This is a genomic window from Tistrella mobilis, from assembly GCF_039634785.1.
Taxonomy (GTDB): domain Bacteria; phylum Pseudomonadota; class Alphaproteobacteria; order Tistrellales; family Tistrellaceae; genus Tistrella; species Tistrella mobilis.
This window is the reverse complement of record NZ_JBBIAB010000008.1, coordinates 102,147-121,616: the sequence shown is the minus strand read 5'-3', so window position 1 is coordinate 121,616 and position 19,470 is coordinate 102,147. Positions and strand designations below refer to the sequence as shown.

The 19,470-nt window shown below is 69.2% G+C and carries 17 protein-coding genes; 7 read left to right on the top strand and 10 right to left on the bottom strand.

All coding sequences use genetic code 11. The features are described from left to right. Positions 1–21 precede the first annotated feature (21 nt). From atpA to WI697_RS13550, 3 genes are all read right to left on the bottom strand, one after another. Positions 22–1,554 carry a F0F1 ATP synthase subunit alpha gene (gene atpA, locus WI697_RS13560; protein ID WP_345958939.1) on the bottom strand — a complete coding sequence of 511 codons (1,533 nt, stop codon included), beginning with the start codon at positions 1,552–1,554 and terminating at the stop codon, positions 22–24. Further along, positions 1,554–2,114 (bottom strand): F0F1 ATP synthase subunit delta, encoded by a 561-nt coding sequence (locus WI697_RS13555; protein WP_062761967.1) that lies wholly within the window; start codon positions 2,112–2,114, stop codon positions 1,554–1,556. Before WI697_RS13555 ends, atpA begins: the two co-directional genes overlap by 1 nt. A gap of 308 nt (positions 2,115–2,422) precedes the next feature. After that, complete coding sequence (locus WI697_RS13550; RefSeq protein WP_345958823.1) at positions 2,423–4,627, bottom strand: primosomal protein N'; 2,205 nt, start codon at positions 4,625–4,627, stop codon at positions 2,423–2,425. A 345-nt stretch (positions 4,628–4,972) separates the two neighbouring features. On the opposite strand from WI697_RS13550, the gene fsa reads away from it, so the two are divergent. The 3 genes from fsa to WI697_RS13535 all read left to right on the top strand — a co-directional run bounded on the left by fsa (position 4,973) and on the right by WI697_RS13535 (position 7,491). Then, on the top strand, positions 4,973–5,629 hold the full coding sequence (gene fsa / locus WI697_RS13545; protein WP_014746505.1) for a fructose-6-phosphate aldolase: 657 nt from the start codon (positions 4,973–4,975) through the stop codon (positions 5,627–5,629). A gap of 147 nt (positions 5,630–5,776) precedes the next feature. Further along, positions 5,777–6,484, top strand: a complete 708-nt coding sequence (locus tag WI697_RS13540; RefSeq protein WP_345958822.1) for a DUF484 family protein — start codon at positions 5,777–5,779, stop codon at positions 6,482–6,484. Then, positions 6,469–7,491 (top strand): tyrosine recombinase XerC, encoded by a 1,023-nt coding sequence (locus WI697_RS13535; protein WP_345958821.1) that lies wholly within the window; start codon positions 6,469–6,471, stop codon positions 7,489–7,491. The genes WI697_RS13540 and WI697_RS13535 overlap by 16 nt, the downstream gene beginning before the upstream one ends. Here the strand turns inward: WI697_RS13535 and WI697_RS13530 are convergent. The 4 genes from WI697_RS13530 to WI697_RS13515 all read right to left on the bottom strand — a co-directional run bounded on the left by WI697_RS13530 (position 7,482) and on the right by WI697_RS13515 (position 11,685). Continuing rightward, a complete protein-coding gene (locus WI697_RS13530; RefSeq protein ID WP_345958820.1) occupies positions 7,482–8,927 on the bottom strand; it encodes a multicopper oxidase family protein in 1,446 nt (481 codons plus the stop codon). The genes WI697_RS13535 and WI697_RS13530 overlap by 10 nt on opposite strands. 61 nt (positions 8,928–8,988) lie before the next feature. After that, a complete protein-coding gene (locus WI697_RS13525; RefSeq protein ID WP_345958819.1) occupies positions 8,989–9,327 on the bottom strand; it encodes a hypothetical protein in 339 nt (112 codons plus the stop codon). A 23-nt stretch (positions 9,328–9,350) separates the two neighbouring features. Beyond that, positions 9,351–10,076, bottom strand: a complete 726-nt coding sequence (locus tag WI697_RS13520) for a Crp/Fnr family transcriptional regulator (protein WP_062761963.1) — start codon at positions 10,074–10,076, stop codon at positions 9,351–9,353. A gap of 265 nt (positions 10,077–10,341) precedes the next feature. After that, positions 10,342–11,685, bottom strand: a complete 1,344-nt coding sequence (locus WI697_RS13515) for a hypothetical protein (RefSeq protein ID WP_345958818.1) — start codon at positions 11,683–11,685, stop codon at positions 10,342–10,344. 161 nt (positions 11,686–11,846) lie between these two features. Between WI697_RS13515 and WI697_RS13510 the strand changes: the two genes are divergently transcribed. The 4 genes from WI697_RS13510 to WI697_RS13495 are packed head-to-tail and all read left to right on the top strand — an operon-like array spanning position 11,847 to position 13,608. Beyond that, positions 11,847–12,164 carry an EF-hand domain-containing protein gene (locus WI697_RS13510; protein ID WP_062761961.1) on the top strand — a complete coding sequence of 106 codons (318 nt, stop codon included), beginning with the start codon at positions 11,847–11,849 and terminating at the stop codon, positions 12,162–12,164. A gap of 3 nt (positions 12,165–12,167) precedes the next feature. After that, positions 12,168–12,743, top strand: a complete 576-nt coding sequence (locus WI697_RS13505; RefSeq protein WP_062761960.1) for a sigma-70 family RNA polymerase sigma factor — start codon at positions 12,168–12,170, stop codon at positions 12,741–12,743. Then, a complete protein-coding gene (locus tag WI697_RS13500) occupies positions 12,740–13,150 on the top strand; it encodes a hypothetical protein (RefSeq protein WP_062761959.1) in 411 nt (136 codons plus the stop codon). The genes WI697_RS13505 and WI697_RS13500 overlap by 4 nt, the downstream gene beginning before the upstream one ends. Next, positions 13,147–13,608, top strand: a complete 462-nt coding sequence (locus tag WI697_RS13495) for a periplasmic heavy metal sensor (protein WP_062761958.1) — start codon at positions 13,147–13,149, stop codon at positions 13,606–13,608. The genes WI697_RS13500 and WI697_RS13495 overlap by 4 nt, the downstream gene beginning before the upstream one ends. Positions 13,609–13,716: 108 nt before the next feature. Here the strand turns inward: WI697_RS13495 and lpdA are convergent, their stop codons facing one another. The 3 genes from lpdA to WI697_RS13480 form a co-directional block, all read right to left on the bottom strand. After that, entirely contained in the window at positions 13,717–15,129 is a 1,413-nt protein-coding gene (gene lpdA, locus WI697_RS13490) for a dihydrolipoyl dehydrogenase (protein WP_345958817.1), read from the bottom strand. Between the two features lie 75 nt (positions 15,130–15,204). Beyond that, positions 15,205–16,431, bottom strand: coding sequence for a 2-oxoglutarate dehydrogenase complex dihydrolipoyllysine-residue succinyltransferase (odhB, locus tag WI697_RS13485; protein WP_345958938.1), 1,227 nt, complete (start codon positions 16,429–16,431; stop codon positions 15,205–15,207). A 145-nt stretch (positions 16,432–16,576) separates the two neighbouring features. After that, on the bottom strand, positions 16,577–19,468 hold the full coding sequence (locus WI697_RS13480) for a 2-oxoglutarate dehydrogenase E1 component (protein WP_345958816.1): 2,892 nt from the start codon (positions 19,466–19,468) through the stop codon (positions 16,577–16,579). Positions 19,469–19,470 lie beyond the last annotated feature (2 nt).

Here is a 19,470-nt window from a genome sequence, read left to right as displayed (position 1 = left end):
GCCCTTCAGGCATCCGCCGGATCAGGCGGCGAAGGTCTTGGCGGTGCGGTCGACGACCGCCACCAGCTTCGCTTCCACCTCGTCCGAGAGCTTGCCCTCGGTCGCGATGGCGTCGAGGATCGCCTTGTTCTCGCCGCGCAGGTCGGCGAGCAGCGCCTGCTCGAACTTGCCGATCGAATTGACCGGGATCGCGTCGAGATAGCCGCGCACGCCTGCGAAGATCACGCAGACCTGCTCTTCCATCTTGAGCGGCGAGAACTGGGGCTGCTTCAGCAGCTCGGTCAGGCGCGCACCACGGGCCAGAAGCTTCTGGGTCGCGGCGTCGAGGTCCGAACCGAACTGGGCGAAGGCCTCCATCTCGCGGAACTGCGCGAGGTCGAGCTTGATGCGGCCCGCGACCTGCTTCATCGCCTTGGTCTGCGCGGCCGAACCCACGCGGGACACCGACAGACCGACGTTAATGGCCGGGCGGATACCGCGATAGAACAGCTCGGTCTCAAGGAAGATCTGGCCGTCGGTGATCGAGATCACGTTGGTCGGGATGTAGGCCGACACGTCACCGGCCTGGGTCTCGATGACCGGCAGCGCGGTGAGCGAGCCCGAACCCCGCTCCTTGCTCATCTTCGCAGCGCGCTCCAGCAGGCGGCTGTGGAGATAGAACACGTCGCCGGGATAGGCCTCGCGTCCCGGAGGACGACGGAGCAGCAGCGACATCTGGCGGTAGGCGACGGCCTGCTTCGACAGATCATCATAGATGATCAGGGCGTGCATGCCGTTGTCGCGGAAGAACTCGCCGATCGCGCAGCCCGAATAGGGGGCCAGGAACTGCAGCGGCGCCGGATCCGACGCGGTGGCAGCCACGACGACGGTGTATTCCAGCGCGCTGTTGTCTTCCAGCGTCTTCACGATCTGGGCGACCGTCGAACGCTTCTGGCCGACCGCGACGTAGATGCAATACAGCTTCTTCGTCTCGTCCGAACCGGCGTGGGCGGCCTTCTGGTTCAGGATCGCGTCGATCGCCACGGCGGTCTTGCCGGTCTGGCGGTCGCCGATGATCAGCTCGCGCTGGCCACGTCCGATCGGCACCAGGGCGTCGATCGCCTTGAGGCCGGTCTGCATCGGCTCGTGCACCGACTGGCGCGGGATGATGCCCGGGGCCTTGCTTTCGACCAGAGCACGCTCGGTCGCCTGGATCGGACCCTTGCCGTCGAGCGGGTTGCCCAGCGGGTCGATGACGCGGCCGAGCAGGCCACGACCGACGGGCACGTCCACGATCGCCTTGGTCCGCTTGACCAGCGAGCCCTCGGTGATGTTGCGGTCTTCGCCGAAGATCACGATACCGACATTGTCGGCCTCGAGGTTCAGCGCCATGCCCTTGGTACCGTCGGCGAACTCGACCATCTCGCCCGCCTGGACCTGGTCGAGGCCGTAGACGCGGGCAATGCCGTCACCGACCGACAGCACCCGCCCGACCTCGGCAACCTCGGCCTCGGTGCCGAAGCTGGCGATCTGCTCCTTGATGATCGCCGATATCTCAGCGGCGCGGATGTCCATCATCCAACCCCTTTCATGGCGAGTTTCAGACTGTGCAGCTTGGTGCGGATCGAGCCGTCGATCATGCGCGAACCGACACGCACGACGAGACCTCCGATGAGGGAGGGATCGACGTCGGTCCGGATCGCGACCGCACCGCCGACCGCCTGCTTGAGCGCGGCTTCGAGCGCGCTCTTCTGCTCATCGGTGAGGGCATGGGCGGAGGTCACCTCCGCGATCACTTCACCGCGCGCCCGGGCGACGAGCGCCTCGAAGGAGCGGATCATGGCCGCGAGAGAGAAGAGCCGCCGCTGGCTCGCCACATAGCCGACGAAGTTCCGGGTGAGCTCGTTCATGCCGAGCTTGTCGGCGATCGCCGTCACCGCCTTGACCTGGTCGTCTCGCGACACGATCGGGCTGCGCACCAGCCGAGCGAACTCTGCGCTCTCGTCCAGCAGCTGCCTGAATCGGGCGAGATCGCCGGTCACCGCATCGAGCGCTTCACGCTCCTGCGCCAAATCGAACAAGGCGGTCGCATAACGCCCCGCCAGTCCGGTCGCATCCGCTTGCGCACCTGCCACTGGGACCGTCCCTGAAGCCTGTCGTGAAAAGAAAAGCGACGAGGCCCTGCGGTCACGTAATGGAACGCGCGAGCAGGACCAAGGCCACGACACACGCCGTCCGTGGACGCCGTCATGCCGAGGGCAGGCGATACCTAACACAAGGACCCGGGAGGTGCAACCCGCGTTGCGACAGCGAAAATCGCCGTTGTGCCTGTGACGCGCATCCGGGGCTTGCGGCCGCCCGGTACCGGTTACCACCCCGGGGGATCAACCGTCGGATCAACCGCCCGCGCGGCAATAGGTCGCAACCGGATCCTTGGAGAGCGTCAGAGAAAACTCTGCGGATCGACGTCGATCTGCACACGCACCGCACCGCGCACCGGTACGAGATCGCGGGCACGGGCCATGGCGGCGGGCAGGTCCGCGGCACGATCGGCCATCACCAGCAGCCGTACCCGATGGCGGCCCCGCAACAGGCTGATCGGCGCCGGTGCCGGCCCCAGCAGCCGCGCACCGGGCGGCAGCGTCCGGCGGAGCGCACGGGCGAAGACGTCGGCCGTGGAGCGGGCATCGCCCGGATCGGGTGCCGAGACCACCACCGCCGCCCATCGGCCGTAAGGGGGGGCGCCGGCGGCCCGTCGCTCCGAGGCTTCCGCGTCGAGGAAACCGTCGCGATCACCGGCGATGAGCGCGCGGATCACCGGATGGCCGGGATCATAGGTCTGCAGCAGCACCCGCCCCGGATGTTCGGCCCGCCCCGCCCGGCCAGCGACCTGGGCGAGCAGCTGATAGGTCCGCTCCGCCGCCCGCAGATCGCCGCCGGCAAGCCCCAGATCGGCATCCACCACCCCCACCACCGTCAGCCGGGGAAAATGATAGCCCTTGGCCATCATCTGGGTGCCGATCAGCACGTCGATCTCGCCCGCCTCCATACGCGCGATCAGATCGGCGGCCTCGACCGGGCTGGCGATCGTGTCGCTGGTCATCACCGCCACCCGCAGTTCGGGCATCAGGCTGCCGACCTCTTCGGCCAGACGCTCCACGCCCGGCCCGCAGGGGGCGAATTTATGTTCGGCCCCGCAGGCGGGGCAGGTGTCGGGTTCGGGCTCCTCGTGGCCGCAATGATGGCAGACCAGGCGCGGGCCGCCGGCACGGAAGCGATGCTCGACCAGCCAGGCCTCGCAGGACGGGCAGCGCATCCGGTGCCCGCAGGCCCGGCACAAAGTGAGCGGCGCATAGCCCCGACGATTGATGAACAGCATCGACTGCTCGCCGCGTTCCTTCGCGGCAAGCATGGCGTCTTTCAGCGGCTCCGAAACGAAGCGGGTGGCGGGCAGGCGCTCGGCACGCATGTCGATCGCCTCCACCGCCGGCAGTACGGCGGCGCCGTGGCGCGCCGCCAGGCGGCGGCGGCGATAGCGGCCGCGCTCGACATTGGCGAGTGTTTCCAGGGCCGGCGTCGCCGAGGCCAGAACCACCGGCACGCCTTCCAGCGCGCCGCGCATCACCGCCATGTCGCGGGCGTGATAGACGACGCCGTCCTCCTGCTTGAAGGCGGCATCGTGTTCCTCGTCGACCACGATCACGCCCAGCGCCGGAAACGGCAGGAACAGCGCCGAACGCGCCCCCACCACCACCGGAGCGGTCCCCTCGGCCACCGCCCGCCAGGCGCGGCGGCGATGGGCCTGTCCCAGATTGGAATGCCACACCACCGGCGGCGCACCGAAGCGACCGCGAAAGCGTTCCAGCCACTGGCTGGTCAGCGCGATTTCGGGCACCAGAACCAGGGCCTGGCGTCCCTGGCGGAGGGCGGCGGCGATCGCCTCGAAATAGACCTCGGTCTTGCCGGAGCCGGTGACCCCGTCCAGCACTTCGACCGCGAACCCCGCCCCCACCGCCGCGACCAGGGCCGCGGCGGCCGCGGCCTGGTCGGGGCCGAATGCGGGGCCCGGCCGGTCGGGGTCCGGCAGATCGAAGGCCGGCGGCACCGGCCGGTCGACCGGCACCAGCGCCCCGCCGTCGATCAGCCCGCGGACCACACCATCGGACACGCCTGCCGCGGCGGCGAGCGCCGCCACCGTCGGCGGGCTGCCGCCCTCTTCCGCCATCACGCGCTCCAGCGTCTCCAGCACCGCCCGCCGCTGGGGCGTCAGCCGGCCCGCGGGCGCGGCACCGGTCGCCACCAGCCCGGTCTCGGGCCGCGGCGGATCCAGCGCGTCGTCGACCGGCAGCACCATGCGCAGCACGGCCGCGGGCGGCGAGACGGTATAGGCCGCAACCGCATCCACCAGCCGGCGCAGCGCCTCGGGCACCGGCGGACAGTCGCGCCGCGCCGTCACCGGCTTCAGCCGCCCGGCCGCAAGGTCGCCTTCGCCGGGCCCCCAGACCACACCGGTGATCGTGCGCGGCCCCAACGGCACCTGCACCACATCGCCGGGGGCGAGCGTCATACCGGGCGGGACAAGATAGTCCAGCCGATCCAGCCGGCGCCCCGCCGGGCCGCCCATCGTCTGCAGCGGCAGAACGGCCACGCGAGACGCATCGGCAGGGGCATGGTCGGGAAACAACCCGGCGGACGGGTTCGGACTTGTATCCGGGGCGGTCATCGCATAAGCAGCAGTCGGGTGCGGACGGGTCGGGCGGATGGCATCATGCAACTGGCGGCGGCGCAAGGCTTTCGTTAAACTCCGCGCCAAACCGGCGGACCCACCATCCCTTGCCGGAAGACCCGGACCGGGTTTTCAGGCATCCCCGACCGCCACGGAAGTGTCCGCCCGAACGCCGGCTTCCCCTGTCTTCGCCCGGTCAGGGCGGTCCGTCACTTCCATCGGCCCGTCACCCGACCGCCGATACCCTGGTTTCCAGAGGCCCGCATCATGAAGTTCTTCGTCGATACCGCCGACGTTGCCGAAATCCGCGATCTCGCCGCCACCGGCCTGGTCGACGGCGTCACCACCAACCCGACGCTGATCGCCAAGAGCGGCCGCAAGTTCGTCGAAGTGATCGAAGAGATCTGCGCCGTGGTCGCCGGCCCCGTCTCGGCCGAAGTCACCGCCCTCGATCACGAGAAGATGCTGGCCGAGGGCCGGTATCTGGCCCGCATCGCCCCCAACGTCACCATCAAGGTGCCGCTGACCATCGACGGGCTGAAGACCTGCAAGGCGCTCTCGGACGAGGGCACCCCGGTCAACGTCACGCTGTGCTTCTCGCCCGCCCAGGCGATCCTGGCCGCCAAGGCCGGGGCCCGCTTCATCTCCCCCTTCGTCGGCCGCTATGACGATATCGGCGCGCGCGGTATGGAGCTGATCGAGCAGATCGTCGAGATCTACGCCAACTATCCGACCTTCCAGACCGAGGTGCTGGTCGCCTCGGTGCGCAATCCGCTGCATGTGGTCGAAGCCGGCCGCATCGGGGCGGATGTCGTGACCGTGCCGCCCTCGGTCCTGCGCCAGATGTACCAGCATCCGCTGACCGACAAGGGCCTGGCCGCGTTCATGGCCGACTGGGAGAAGACCGGCCAGACGGTTCTTTGAACCACGGCCATCTGAACCCGGCGCATCATCCGATGCCGAGCGGCGCGGCCTGCGGCGATGACCCTGAGGGTCGACCCCGCAGCCGCGCCGTTCCATATTGAAGGGCAAACCCCTTCCCGCCACCCCGAGGCAGACCGACCCGCCAAGATGACCAGCAGCTCCGACACCGCCGCCCCCGCCGCCGGCCGCCCGATCCAGGACGCCGACGTGCTGGCGCATCTCGCCCGCCACCCGGATTTCTTCCAGCGTCACCCCGAAGCCCTGGAAGCCCTGGTTCTGCCGGGCCGTCGCCACGGCGACGGCGTCGTCGACATGCAGCGCTTCCAGATCGACCGGCTGGCACGGACGGTGGACGACATGCGCAGCAACCAGAAGCGCCTGATCGGCACGGTTCAAGCCAATGCCGAGATCGACCAGCGGGTCCGCCAGTCGGTCCTGGCCCTGGTCGAGGCGCAGACCGTCGATGCCGTGGTCGACCGGCTGGTCCAGGCCGTCCCCCAGGCGCTGGGCATCGAATGCGCGCTGGTTGCGGCCGAAGGTGATGCCAGCCGGATGCCGGCGGGTGTCACCGCCCTTCCCCCCGGCACGATCGATCGCCTGCTGGGCGCCGGCCGGCCGCTTCGGCTGCGCGGCCGGATCGAGGCCGATGCCCGGGCACCGCTCTGGACCGAGAACGATACCGTCCGGTCCGACGCCGTGGTCCGCCTGGAGACCCGCGCCGACATGCCGCCGATGGTGATGGTGCTGGGCAATGGCCGCGAAGCCACCTGGCATGACGGTCAGGCGAGCGATCTGCTCGATTTCCTGGCAGCCGTGGCCGCCCGCTGCCTGGCCCGGTCGTGGCCCAGCGCCTGACGCAGGATCCGGCCGCGCCCCTGCCGGCGGATATCGCGGCGGCGGTCGAAGACTGGCGGCGCTGGCTGGTGGCCGAACGGCGCGCCTCGGCCAATACGGTCGCCGCCTATGACCGCGATCTGACGCAGTTTCTGCGCTTCATCACCGACTGGGCCGGTGGGATCGGTGATCTTTCCGCACTGGCCGCCATCGACATCCAGGGGTTTCGCGCCTGGATGGCCCGGCGGCGCGCCGACGGCCTGAAACCCGCCTCCACCGCCCGGGCGCTGGCAGTGGTGCGCGGGTTCTATCGACGGCTCGATCGGGTGCACGGCCTGCCGGCGCCGGGGCTCGCCGGTCTTTCGGCGCCGAAACACGTCCGCCCCGCACCTCGCCCCGTGGCGGCGGCAGATGCCCGCCGGCTGATCGCCGCAGCCGCCGATATCGGCGCCGAAACCGGCCGCGACTGGGTGGCGCTGCGCGAACGCGCCCTCTTCGCCCTGCTCTGGGGGGCGGGGCTGCGCATCGGCGAGGCGCTGTCGCTGGACGGGCGCGACTGGCCGGCGCCGGGCAGCAGCCAGCCGGCCCTGGTGGTGCGCGGCAAGGGCGGCAAGCAGCGCCGGGTGCCGCTGATCCCGGCGGTGGTCGGCGCGGTCGAGGCCTATCGTGCCGCCTGCCCGCATCCGCAGACCCCCGACCGGCCGGTCTTCACCGGCGTGCGCGGCGGCCGGCTGGACCGGGCGGTGGCGGAACGGCACATGGCGGCGGCGCGGCGCGCGCTGGGGCTGGATGCGACCGCCACCCCCCATGCGCTGCGCCACGCCTTCGCCACCCATCTTCTGGATGGCGGCGCCGATCTTCGGATCATCCAGGATCTGCTGGGCCATGAGAGCCTGGCGACCACCCAGCGCTACACGGCGGTTGCGACCGAACGGATGATCGCCGCCTATGCCGCCGCGCACCCCCGGGCACGGCTGCGCAGCGGCGAGGACGAAACGGACGGCACGGACCGCCCCCCTCAGACATAGACCAGTTCGGTCATCATGCCGGTGGCCATGTGGTAGAGGCTGTGACAGTGGAACAGCCAGCGGCCGGGATTGTCGGCGGTGACCGCAATGGTGATCGCACTGCCCGGCACCACCTGCACCGTGTCGCGCAGGATACCGCCCACCGGCCGGCCATCGATCGCCGTCACCCGGAAATGATGGCCGTGAAGGTGCATGGGATGCGCCATGGCCGAGCGGTTGACCATGGTCACCGCCAGCACCTCGCCGGGCCGGACCTGCACCGGCCGGCGATCGGCCCAGCTCCGGCCGTCGATGGTCCAGCGATAGGGCATCATCCCGCCATCCAGCACCATCTCCACCTGCCGTGCAGGCCGGACCACCGCGGCATCGGCGGGCATCAGGATCCGGTCCAGCGTCGCATCGACCGGTGCGGCCGGTCGTGCCGCCCGGTCGGATAGTCTGGCGACCGCCGCCCCCGGCGTGGCGAGCAGAATGCCGGTGCGGATGGTATCGCCCTCACGCGTCGCCAGCAGCGGCACCACCCCGCCTTCGGCCGGCATGTCGACCAGCAGATCGACCCGCTGCCCCTGGGCAAGCGGGACATCCGCGACCTCCTGCGCCGGCACCTCGTTGCCGTCCACCGCCGCCACGCGGACGGGATGGCCGCCCAGATCGAGCCGGAAGGCGGTGGCCGTCGCCGCATTGATCACCCTGAGCCGGACCCGCCCGCGCCGCTCGGTCCGCACCACCAGCGGATCGTCGAGCGTGCGGTCCTCGGCCAGGAAGGCATCGTAGTCGACATCGTTGAGATCGGGGCCCGCCGCAGCCTGGCCCATAGTCCCGTGGTTCATGGCACCGTGGGTCATCGTGCCGTGGTTCATGCCTCCATGACCCGCCGCCGCCATGCCGGTCAGGCCGGCCAGGATCTCGTCCGGCGTCCGGAAGCTGAAGTCGTGGAGCATGACCACCACCTCCTGCCGGTCGGCGGCGAGGTCGGCGGCACTGCGCACGATCAGGGGCGCCGCCAGCAGAAGCTGTTCCTGAAGGCCGGCATGGGAATGCATCCAATGGGTTCCGGGCCGGGCCGCGAAATCATAGGCCGCCTGCCCGTCGGGCGGAATCAGCCCGGCATAGCCGGTATCGGTCACGCCATCCTGATCCGGCGGCGGGGTCAGGCCGTGCCAGTGGATGATGGTCGGCTCGTCCATCCGGTTGTGGAGGGCGAGGTGAAACCGCTCGCCGGGCATCAGTTCCAGCCCGTTGCCGCCGTCGGGACGGCGGAGCCCCCAGACCGTGGCGGCGCGGCCGCGGATGTCGATGACCCGGCTTGTGGCCGAAAGCCGGTGACGCGGCGCATCGGCATAGGCCGACGGCAGCAGGACGCGTCCGGCCGCAGCCAGGGCCGCAGCGGCGCCCGCCGCACCGAGCAGGCGGCGGCGGGTGATGTTCATGGACATGGAAAATCCCTTTCCGTCCGGAGATCCGATATCTGAAGAGAGGCCCCGGGGCGGGGCGCCTTCAGACGATCGGCGGACGGAACGGACCGGCCGGGTTGCGGCCGTCGGGCAGGAAGATGGCCGGAAGCGATGGCCGGCCGGCATGGCCGAAGCCGACCGGGATCTGCAGGGCCGGCAGGGCTGCCGGCGCACACAGCATCGCGCAGGCGGCCATGCAGGCGCGATGCTGGCGATCGGGCGCCCCGCCATGATGGTCGGGGCAGGGGCCGGCGGCCATGACCGCCATCGCCGGTATCGCCTCTGCCGCAGGCGATACCGCCATACCCCCACCCGACCAGGCGGTCAGGGCCAGGGCAAAAACGGCGAGGGCGGCAAGGGCGACGAGGGCGAAGCGGCGCATGGGCGTGTGTCTGCGGGGGGGTATCAGCGGGCGAGCAGCGCTTCGGGGCGGTCGCCGGCCGCCACCCGCAGCAGGCGCATGCGATCCGGCACCACCAGCATGCGGCCGCGGCGTTCCACCACCCCATCCTCCTGAAGCTGAGAAAGCACGCGGGCCACCGTCTCGCGCGCCGTGCCGACCCGCGCCGCAATGTCGCGCTGGGCCGGAAGACGGTCCACCACCCAGCGGCCCGGGGCGCCGGCATTGCCGTCCGAAGGCCTGGCCAGACGCAGGATCTCCACCGCCACCCGCTCGACCGCACGCAGCGTGCTCAGATCCATGATCCGTTCGTCGCAGGCGCGGATGATCCGGGCCAGACGCAACATCACCTTGCGCGCGACCGTCGGCTCTTCGGTCACCAGCCGGTCGAAGAGCTGGGGAGAGAGTGCGGCAAGCCGGCAATCGGTGGCCGCGACCACCCGCGCCGAGCGCGGCAGGCCGTCGATCGCCGACAGCTCGCCGAAATAGCCGCCGGCCTCGATGCGGGCAAACGAGACTTCGCGGCCGGTCAGGGCGTAGTTGATGACGTCCACCACGCCTTCCAGCACCAGAAAGACGTCGCGATTGCTGCTGCCGTCATCGGCATCCAGCACCACCGCACCAGCCCCGTGACGCATGGTGCGCACCTGCGCCGCCACGGCGGCCAGGCTGTTGCGCGGCAGATCGGCGAGCAGATCGACACGGGCCAGCTCTATGGCGAGAGTCGTCATCGGCAACAGGGCTCCTGGCGGTATGCGATGCGGCGGCGAACGGACCCCGGAGCCGGCGTGGAAATGCCCCGGGCGACGCCTCGGGGACAGCCGTGCGGGGGCGGACGGCGGTCTGCACCGCCCGGCCACTCTGCCGTTACTCCGAGACGTTAACCGTGGCCGGAAGGCCTGTCCACCTCGTCTCTGCGGCGATGCGAAAGTAATCGTCGCGTCGCGGCAAGTTATTGAGACATCCGTCACATCGCGTCTCGCGATACCCGGGACATCAGGGTCCGGGCGCGAATTCCGGCAGCATCAGCTCCACCGCCCGGCGTCCCTCCGGAGCCGTGCCCTCGACCCGGAGCTTTTCGGGGATGCGCCCCTGCAGCCGCCCCTCGACAGGGCCGAGCAGATCGCCGAACAGCCCGTCGCAGAGCATCGACCAGTAGCCGGAGAGGGGGATCGGGTCCACCGGATCGTCGATCCATTCCGACCCGATATTCGGCGGCTCGTAGGCGATCGAGTCCAGCTCCCACTGTCCGCGGCAGATGGTGGGACGCGCGCCATCCCGCTCGGCGTCAGGGCCGGCGAACAGCATCAGCATCTGCCCCTTCGCCCCGGCGCGCATGCCGAGGCCGATGCCGTCGACATAAGCCACCCCGCGCCAGAGACCGAGCGGCGGGCCGTCATCCGCCGCCGGATCCCCATCCCCGTCGCCATCCGGCGCCGCCGCATCGGCCGGTCCGGCACCCGGCAGGGCCCTGACGGCCAGATCGACCACCACCGGGCGGCCGAGCGGGGTGCGGGGCGGCACCGCCTCGCCCACGACGCCGATCGACCCCACGGCCAGGGCGGCGAGATCGACATCATAGCGCCGGCCCGGTTCCAGGCAGTGGAAACCCGCGACCACCGCCGTGGGCGGCATCGGCACCGGGGCGGCTTCGGCGGTCGGCACCGGTGGCAGGGCGGGTTCAGGGGCAGAGGGTGGGGCCGGGTCGTCCGCGATGGCGGGCGGGGCTGCGTAGCCATAGGTGCCCGGCGCCATCGGCGCCAGGAAGCCGATACAGTCCCGCTCCGTCACCCGGAAGCGCTCCACCGGCAGCGGCCCGAACCGGCTCGGGATCACGGCCAGAGGCTCGACCGCCAGGCGGATCGGTCCCTCATCGTCCTTGAAGGCGAAAAGATCGTCGAAGCGGGGAGAGCGGGTCTGCGCGCCCGAGGCCGCAAGCGCCCCGACGTAAAGCCCGGCCATGGGTTCTGCCTCGTCGGCCGGTGCCCAGAAGGCGCCTTCGGCATCGACCTCGCCATCCGCGCGCTGATGATGACGCGCGATGTCCGGCGCATTGTTCACGCCATAGCGCGCCGCCCGGAAGATCAGGCGGCCATCGGCCACGGGAATCCGCATCCACCGCCCGGACGGAGCCGGTGGATCGGCCTGATCATCGGTGCCGGTATCCGGGACGGCCTGCATCTCTTCCGCCGGGTGAGCCGGGGCCTGGGGCGCTTCAGCCTGGGGGGCCGACGCCTCGTCCGCAAGGGCGGCAGGCGCCAGCATCAGGGCAAGCAGCAGCAGAGAGGCGCCCCGCAGCCGGCGGCCATCGATTGTCTGGTCCCGGGAGGCGGTTCTCATGCCGTCGATCCCATGTCTCCACACGCGCGGCTGTGCCGCAAGGGCAGGACAGCCGCGAAGGACGATACCCGGCTTCTTCCGAAATCAGAAGACCCCGCGACGGAAACGCCGGCACCCGGGCGTAGAGGGGGTGAGCCTGTCCATCAGAGCGGAGACATCCGATGACCAGCCACCACCGCCGCCTTCTCCTGACCGCCTGCCTTGCCCTTGCCGCCGGCCTGCCCGGCCATGGCGGCGCAGCCGAACCGCCGACCTTCACCTCGATCGATACCGACGGGAATGCACAGCTCAGCCGCGAGGAATGGGGCAGGATGGTGTCGGCCCAGATCGCGGCCGGCGAAAGCCGGGCGGCGAAGCGCCTTGCCGAACTGCCGGAAGGGCGACGCACCGACATGCTCGACCGCCGCTTCCGGTCGCTGGATGCCGATGGCGACGGTAGCCTGTCCCAGGCGGAATGGGACGCCCGCAAACCCGAGTGAGGCATGGAGGACCCCGAAGACGATGTCCTGATCGGCCGCGTGGCAGCGGGGGATCATACCGCTTTCGCCCTGCTGATGGCGCGCCATATGCGGCGTGCCATCGGCATCGCGCGGGGCGTCGGCCGCAATCCCGCCGATGCCGACGAAATCGCGCAGGATGCCTTTCTGCGGCTCTGGACCCATGCCGGCCGCTTCGATCCGGCACGCGGCAGCTTCACGGCCTGGTTCGCCCGGATCGTGCTGAACCTCACCCTCGACCGGCGACGGCGACCGGCCGCGCTGGCGCTGGAGACCGCCGATGCCGTCGTCGATACCGCACCCGACGCCCTTACCCGCCTGATCGGGGCGGAACGCGAGGCCCGGCTTCAGGCCGGGATCGACCGGCTGGACCCGCGTCAGCGCGCGGCGATCGTGCTGTTCCATTACGAAGGCATTGCCGGCCGCGACTGCGCCCGGATCCTGGAGATCAGCGAAGATGCCTTCGAGAGCCTGCTTGCACGGGCGCGCCGCAAGTTGCGACACGCCCTCACCCCCATCGACCCGGACGCCCGGGCCAGCCGGAAGGAGATCGGATCATGACCCCAGACAGCTTCCGCCGGCTGCTCGATGCCTGGGGTGCCGATATCTCCCGCTGGCCCGAAGACCGGCAGGCGGCGGCACGCGCCTGCCTGGAGGCGCATCCCGATCTGCTGGTTCCGCTCGCCAGGGCGGCCGCACTGGATGCCGCCCTCCTGAACACGGCCCCGCAGATCCCCGACCGGGAGGTCGCCGCGGCGATCGCGGCCGTGGGGCATCGGCTTAAGACATCCCGCCAGGGGGCCGGGCGGGCGGGCCGTATCGGCTGGCCGCTGGCCGCCCTGGCCGGCGCCGCGGCCATCCTGCTCGCCATCGGCCTGCACGGCCTGCCCGGCACGGCGGATGGTGCGGCCATGATGACCCTGCTGTTCGACAGCGATCTTATTCTGCTTGATGGAGCCGTCCGGTGATCCGTCCGCTCATCCACCGCCTGCGGCGCCCCCGTGCAGAGCGGCTGGCCCTTGTCCTGTCGGTCGCGGCCAACCTCGCGGTCGCGGCATATCTGCTCCTCGCCGAGCCTGCCCGCCCCTTCGGCCGGGATATGGCGCCGCGCGCCGCACGCCTGGTGGAGATGATCTCAAACCGCCTGCCGCCGGCAGAAGGCGCCAGATTGACGGCTCTTTATGCAGCGCGGCAGCCGGCGATGGCGGCGGAGGACATGGCTTTCCGCCAGGCGATGATCGCCGTCATGACCGAGATCGAAAAGCCCGAGGTGGACCGCGCCGCCCTGCATGCGGCTTTCAACGAAGCCCGATCCATCCGCAGCCGCTCCGCCGATCTGGTGATCGACATCTTCGTCGAGACGCTGGCCGATGCGTCCCTCGAGGCCAGGCGGCAGATCGTCGCGGAAATCCGCAAGGCGCGCTGACGCCGCGCCGGAGCCGGCCCCCCACGCACAAACGCCCGGCAGCGCAGATCGCTGCCGGGCGTTTGTGCGAAGATAATCCCGCGACCATATGGCCACGTGATATTTTCTTTACATGTTGAGCGTGCGGCCGTCCACCGCCAGCGCCGCTTCCTTCACCGCCTCTTCGAGGGTCGGATGGGCATGGCTGGTGCGGGCGATGTCCTCGGCGCTGGCCTTGAACTCCATGGCGAGCACCAGCTCGGAGATCAGGGTGCCGGCATCGGGGCCGATGATGTGGGCGCCCAGAATCCGGTCGGTCTCGGCATCGGCCAGGATCTTCACGAAGCCGTCGGTCTCGCCCACCGCGCGGGCGCGGCTGTTGGCCGAGAAGGGGAACTTGCCGGGCTTGTAGGCGATGCCGTCGGCCTTGAGCTGTTCCTCGGTCCGGCCGACGCTGGCGACTTCCGGCCAGGTGTAGATCACACCCGGGATCAGGTTGTAGTCGATATGCCCCGACTGGCCGGCGATCATCTCGGCCACGATCACGCCCTCTTCCTCGGCCTTGTGGGCGAGCATGGGGCCCTTGATCACGTCGCCGATGGCGCGGATGTTCGGCACATTGGTGCGGAAATGATCGTCGACCTCGATCCGGCCGCGCGGGCCGGTCTCGATGCCCACGGCCTCAAGGCCGAGGCCCTCGGTATAGGGCTTGCGGCCGATGGCGACCAGCACGGCATCCGCCTCGATGGTCTCGGCATCGCCGCCCTTGGCCGGCTCGACCGTCAGCCTGATCGCCTCACCCGAGGTATCGGCGCCGGTGACCTTGGTCGACAGGCGGAACTTCAGGCCCTGGCGGCCCAGGATGCGCTGGAACTGCTTGGAGACCTCGCCATCCATCTCGGGCGTGATCCGGTCCATGAACTCGACGACGGTCACCGCCGAGCCGAGGCGGCTCCAGACCGAGCCGAGTTCCAGGCCGATGACGCCGCCGCCGATCACGACCAGACGGCCCGGCACTTTCTCGAACTCGAGCGCGCCGGTCGAACTCACGATCCGCTTCTCGTCGATCTCGACGCCCGGCAGGTCGACATGGGTCGACCCGGTGGCGATGATCGTCTCGCGGGCCTTGATCGTCTCGGTGCCGCCGTCGTTCAGCGCCACCTCGATGGTGGTCGCGTCGACGAAACGGCCGGCGCCCTTGAAATAGGTGACCTTGTTCTTCTTGAACAGGCCTTCGATACCGCCGGTCAGCTGGGAGACGACCTTGCCCTTGCGGGTCATCATCGCGGCGAGGTCGAGTTCGACACCCGACAGCTTCACGCCATGCTCGTCCAGCCCATGCTTCGTCTCGGCATAAAGCTCCGACGACTGCAGCAGCGCCTTCGACGGAATGCAGCCGACATTCAGGCAGGTGCCGCCCAGCGCGCCGCGCTTCTCGACGCAGGCGGTCTTGAGCCCCAGCTGGGCCGCGCGGATCGCCGCAATGTAACCGCCGGGGCCGCCGCCGATGATGACGACGTCGAAGGATTGGGTATCGCTCATCTCATGCATCCTCAAGAAGTCGGAACGCCCGCCGCCGGATGAAGGCGGCGGGCGCGGGAGGGATCTGCGCGTCGATCAGAGATCGAACAGCAGCCGCTCCGGGTTCTCGATGCATTCCTTGACGCGCACCAGGAAGCTCACCGCTTCCTTGCCGTCGATGATGCGGTGGTCGTAGGACAGCGCCAGATACATCATCGGACGGATCACGACCTGCCCCTTCTCGGCCATCGGACGCTCCTGGATCTTGTGCATGCCCAGGATGCCCGACTGCGGCGGGTTCAGGATCGGCGACGACATCAGCGAGCCGTACACCCCACCGTTCGAGATGGTGAAGGTGCCGCCGGTCAGCTCTTCCATCGTGAGCTTGCCGTCGCGGGCCTTCACGCCGAGCGCGTTGATGGTCGCCTCGACGCCGGCGAAGGACAGCTGGTCGGCATCGCGCACCACCGGAACCACCAGGCCCTGCTCGGTGCCGACGGCAACGCCGATGTCGTAGTGGTTCTTGTAGATCAGCTCGTCGCCGTCGATCTGGGCGTTGACCGCCGGATACTCCTTCAGGCCCGCGATCGCGGCCTTCACGAAGAACGACATGAAGCCCAGCTTCACGCCGTGCTTCTTCTCGAAGCCGTCCTTATAGCGGTTGCGCAGCGCCATCACCTGCGACATGTCCACCTCGTTATAGGTGGTCAGGATCGCGGCGGTGTTCTGGGCATCCTTCAGGCGCTCGGCGATGCGGCGGCGCAGCTTGGTCATGCGCACGCGGGTCTCGCGCTCGCCGGCCGGCTGGGCGGCCTTGGCCGCCGGGGCGGCAGCGGGCCGGGCCGGAGCGGCAGACTGGACCGGGGCGGCAGGCTGGGCCGCAGCGGCGCGCTGCACATCGTCCTTCATGACCCGGCCGTCACGGCCGGTGCCCTCGACCGAACCGGCATCGATACCGGCATCGCCGGCCGCCTTGCGGGCCGCGGGCGACAGGATCTTTTCGGCGGCGGGGGCGGCAGCCGGTGCAGGCTTGGGGGCCTCGGCCTTCTTCGGCGCCTCGGCGGGCTTCGCGGCAGCGGCACCCTGGCCCTCGCCGATCACCCCCAGCAGCGCACCGACTTCGACGTCGGCACCTTCCTCGGCCAGGATATCGGTCAGCACGCCCGATGCGGGGGCATTGACTTCGAGGGTGACCTTGTCGGTCTCCAGCTCCACCAGCGGCTCATCGGCCTCGACACGGTCACCGACCTTCTTGAACCACTGGCCGATGGTGGCCTCGGTAACCGATTCGCCCAGGCTCGGAACTTTGATCTCGACGCTCATCACGATCCCGATTTCGTTCATGTCCCGGCATCGACGGCCGGGAAGCTACAACACGTGGCTTAGGTGGCGTATCCGCGCACGGATGACAAGGCATTAACGCACGAGAAGGGCCGCATGCGACGCATGCGGCCCATGTTCCCGGCGATCAGCCCGCCAGTGCGTCGTCGATCAGCGCCTTTTGTTCTGCGACATGCTTGTGGTGCGAGCCGGTGGCAGGTGCCGCCGCCTCGGGCCGGCCGGCATAGCGCACGCGCTTGCCGGAAGCCCCCATGCTGTCGATCAGGTCGTCCAGGCGCGGGCTCATGAAGAACCAGTAGCCCTGGTTCTTCGGCTCTTCCTGCACCCAGAGCACCTCGGCATTCGGATAGCGCCGCAGCTCTTCCGCGATCGAGGTCGCCGGGAACGGCGCCAGCTGCTCGACGCGGATGATGGCGACATCCTCGATGCCGCGGGCACGGCGCTCTTCCAGCAGGTCGTAATAGACCTTGCCGGTGCAGAGCAGCACCCGACGGATCTTGTCGGCATGGCGCAGCTGATCCACTTCGCCCAGCACCCGATGGAAGCTGGAGCCCGGGCCCATATCCGACAGTTTCGACACCGCCAGCTTGTGACGCAGAAGCGACTTCGGCGTCATCATGATCAGCGGCTTGCGGAACTTGCGGTGGATCTGCCGGCGCAGGATGTGGAAGTAGTTCGACGGCGTCGTGCAGTTGGCGACCTGGATGTTGTCCTCGCCATAGAGCTGCAGGAACCGCTCGGGCCGCGCCGAGGAATGCTCAGGACCCTGGCCTTCATAGCCATGGGGCAGCAGCATCACCAGGCCCGACATGCGCAGCCACTTCGATTCGGCCGAGCTGATGAACTGGTCGATCATCACCTGCGCACCGTTGACGAAGTCGCCGAACTGGGCTTCCCAGACCACCAGCGCATTGGGCTCGGCCAGCGAATAGCCGTATTCGAAGCCCAGCACCGCATATTCCGACAGCAGGCTGTCCACCACCTCGTAGCCCACCGAGGCACCGAGGTTGTTCAGCGGCACATAGCGCTCTTCGGTCTTCTGGTCGACCAGGACCGAATGGCGGTGCGAGAAGGTGCCGCGGCCGACATCCTGGCCCGACAGGCGAACGGGGTAGCCCTCGGTCAGCAGGGTGCCGAAGGCCAGCGCCTCGCCGAGCGCCCAGTCCAGCCCCTCGCCGTTCGCGATCGCTTCGCGCTTCTGGCCCAGCTGACGCTGGATCTTGCGGTGGACGTTCACGCCCTCGGGCACGTCGGTCAGCTTGAAGCCGATCTCGCGCAGACGCTCCAGCGACACGGCGGTAGAGCCGCGGCGGTCGTCGTTCGGCGCCCGCTCATAGCCCTTCCACACGCCCTCGAACCAGTCGGCCTTGTTCGGCTTGTAGGTCCTGGACTGCTCCAGATCCTGCTCGAGGCGCTGATGGAAACTCTTGAGCGCGCCATCGACCTCGTCGCGGGTCATGACGCCGTCATTCACCATCCGGTCGCCATAGATCTGCAGCAGGGTGGGGTGCTGCGCGATCTTGCGGTACATCAGCGGCTGGGTGAACGAGGGCTCGTCGGCCTCGTTATGGCCGTGGCGGCGATAGCAGAAGATGTCGAGAACGACGTCCTTGTGGAAGATCTGACGGAACTCAGCCGCCAGACGCGCCACCCAGACCACCGCCTCCGGATCGTCGCCATTCACATGGAAGACCGGCGCATCGACCATCTTCGCCACATCCGACGGATAGGGCGAGGAGCGCGAGTATTTCGGGCTGGTGGTGAAACCGATCTGGTTGTTCACGATCACGTGGACCGTGCCGCCGGTGCGGTAGCCCTTCAGCTCCGACAGCGCGAAGCATTCGGCCACGACGCCCTGGCCGGCAAAGGCCGCGTCGCCATGCAGCAGGATGCTCAGCACCTTCACCCGGTCGGTGTCGCCGCGCTGGCCCTGCTTCGCCCGGGTCTTGCCGACGACCACCGGGTTCACCGCCTCGAGATGCGAGGGGTTGGCGGTCAGCGACAGATGCACCGTCTTGCCGTTGGCGAGCGTGCGGTCGGTCGACGTGCCCAGATGGTACTTCACGTCGCCCGAACCCTGGACGTCCTCAGGGGTCGCCGAGCCGCCGTTGAACTCGTTGAACACCGCCGTGAAGGACTTGCCCATCACCGCGGTCAACACGTTCAGGCGGCCGCGATGCGGCATGCCCAGCACGACTTCTTCGCAGCCCAGATCCGACGAACTCTCGAGGATCGCCTCGAGCGCCGGAACCAGGGCCTCGCCGCCTTCCAGCGAGAAGCGCTTGGTGCCGGTGTACTTGATGTTCAGGAAGCGCTCGAAGCCTTCCGCAATCACCACCTGGCCGAAGATCCGCTTGCGGGTCTCGGCATCGAAGGCCTGCTCGGGGCGGTCGGCTTCGATGCGCGACTGCAGCCAGGCCTTCTGCTCGGGCGACTGGATGTGCATGAATTCGACGCCGACCTTGCCGCAATAGGTCGACTGCAGCTTGTGCAGGATCTCGCGGAGGGTCGCGTTCTCAAGGCCGAGCACGCCGTCGACATAGAAAGTGCGGTCGAGGTCGTCCTCGGTGAAACCGTAGGAAGCCGGATCCAGCTCGGGATGGCCCGACGGGGTTTCAAGCCCGAGCGGATCCAGATTGGCCACCAGATGGCCGCGCACGCGATAGGCGCGGATCAGCATCAGCAGGCGAATGCTGTCCACCGTTGCGGAACGTTCCGTCGGAAGCTCGCCGGTCTTGCCGTTGACCGGGCCGACCCGCAGCCCGGTCGCGCCGTCGGCCTTGAAGGCCAGGGTGTCGGCATGACCGTTGGTCGCAGTGCCGGGCACGATGCCGGGCGCCCAGGGGGCACCGCGGACTTCGGCCAGCACCGACGCGGCTTCGTCGCCCAGATCGGCGAAGAACCCCTGCCAGCTCTCATCGACCGACATGGGGTTCTGGACGAAACGCGCGTAGAGATCGGCGATAAAGGCGCCGTTGCTCCCGAACAGGAACGAAAGTTGCTCGCTTTGCGCAGCCATCT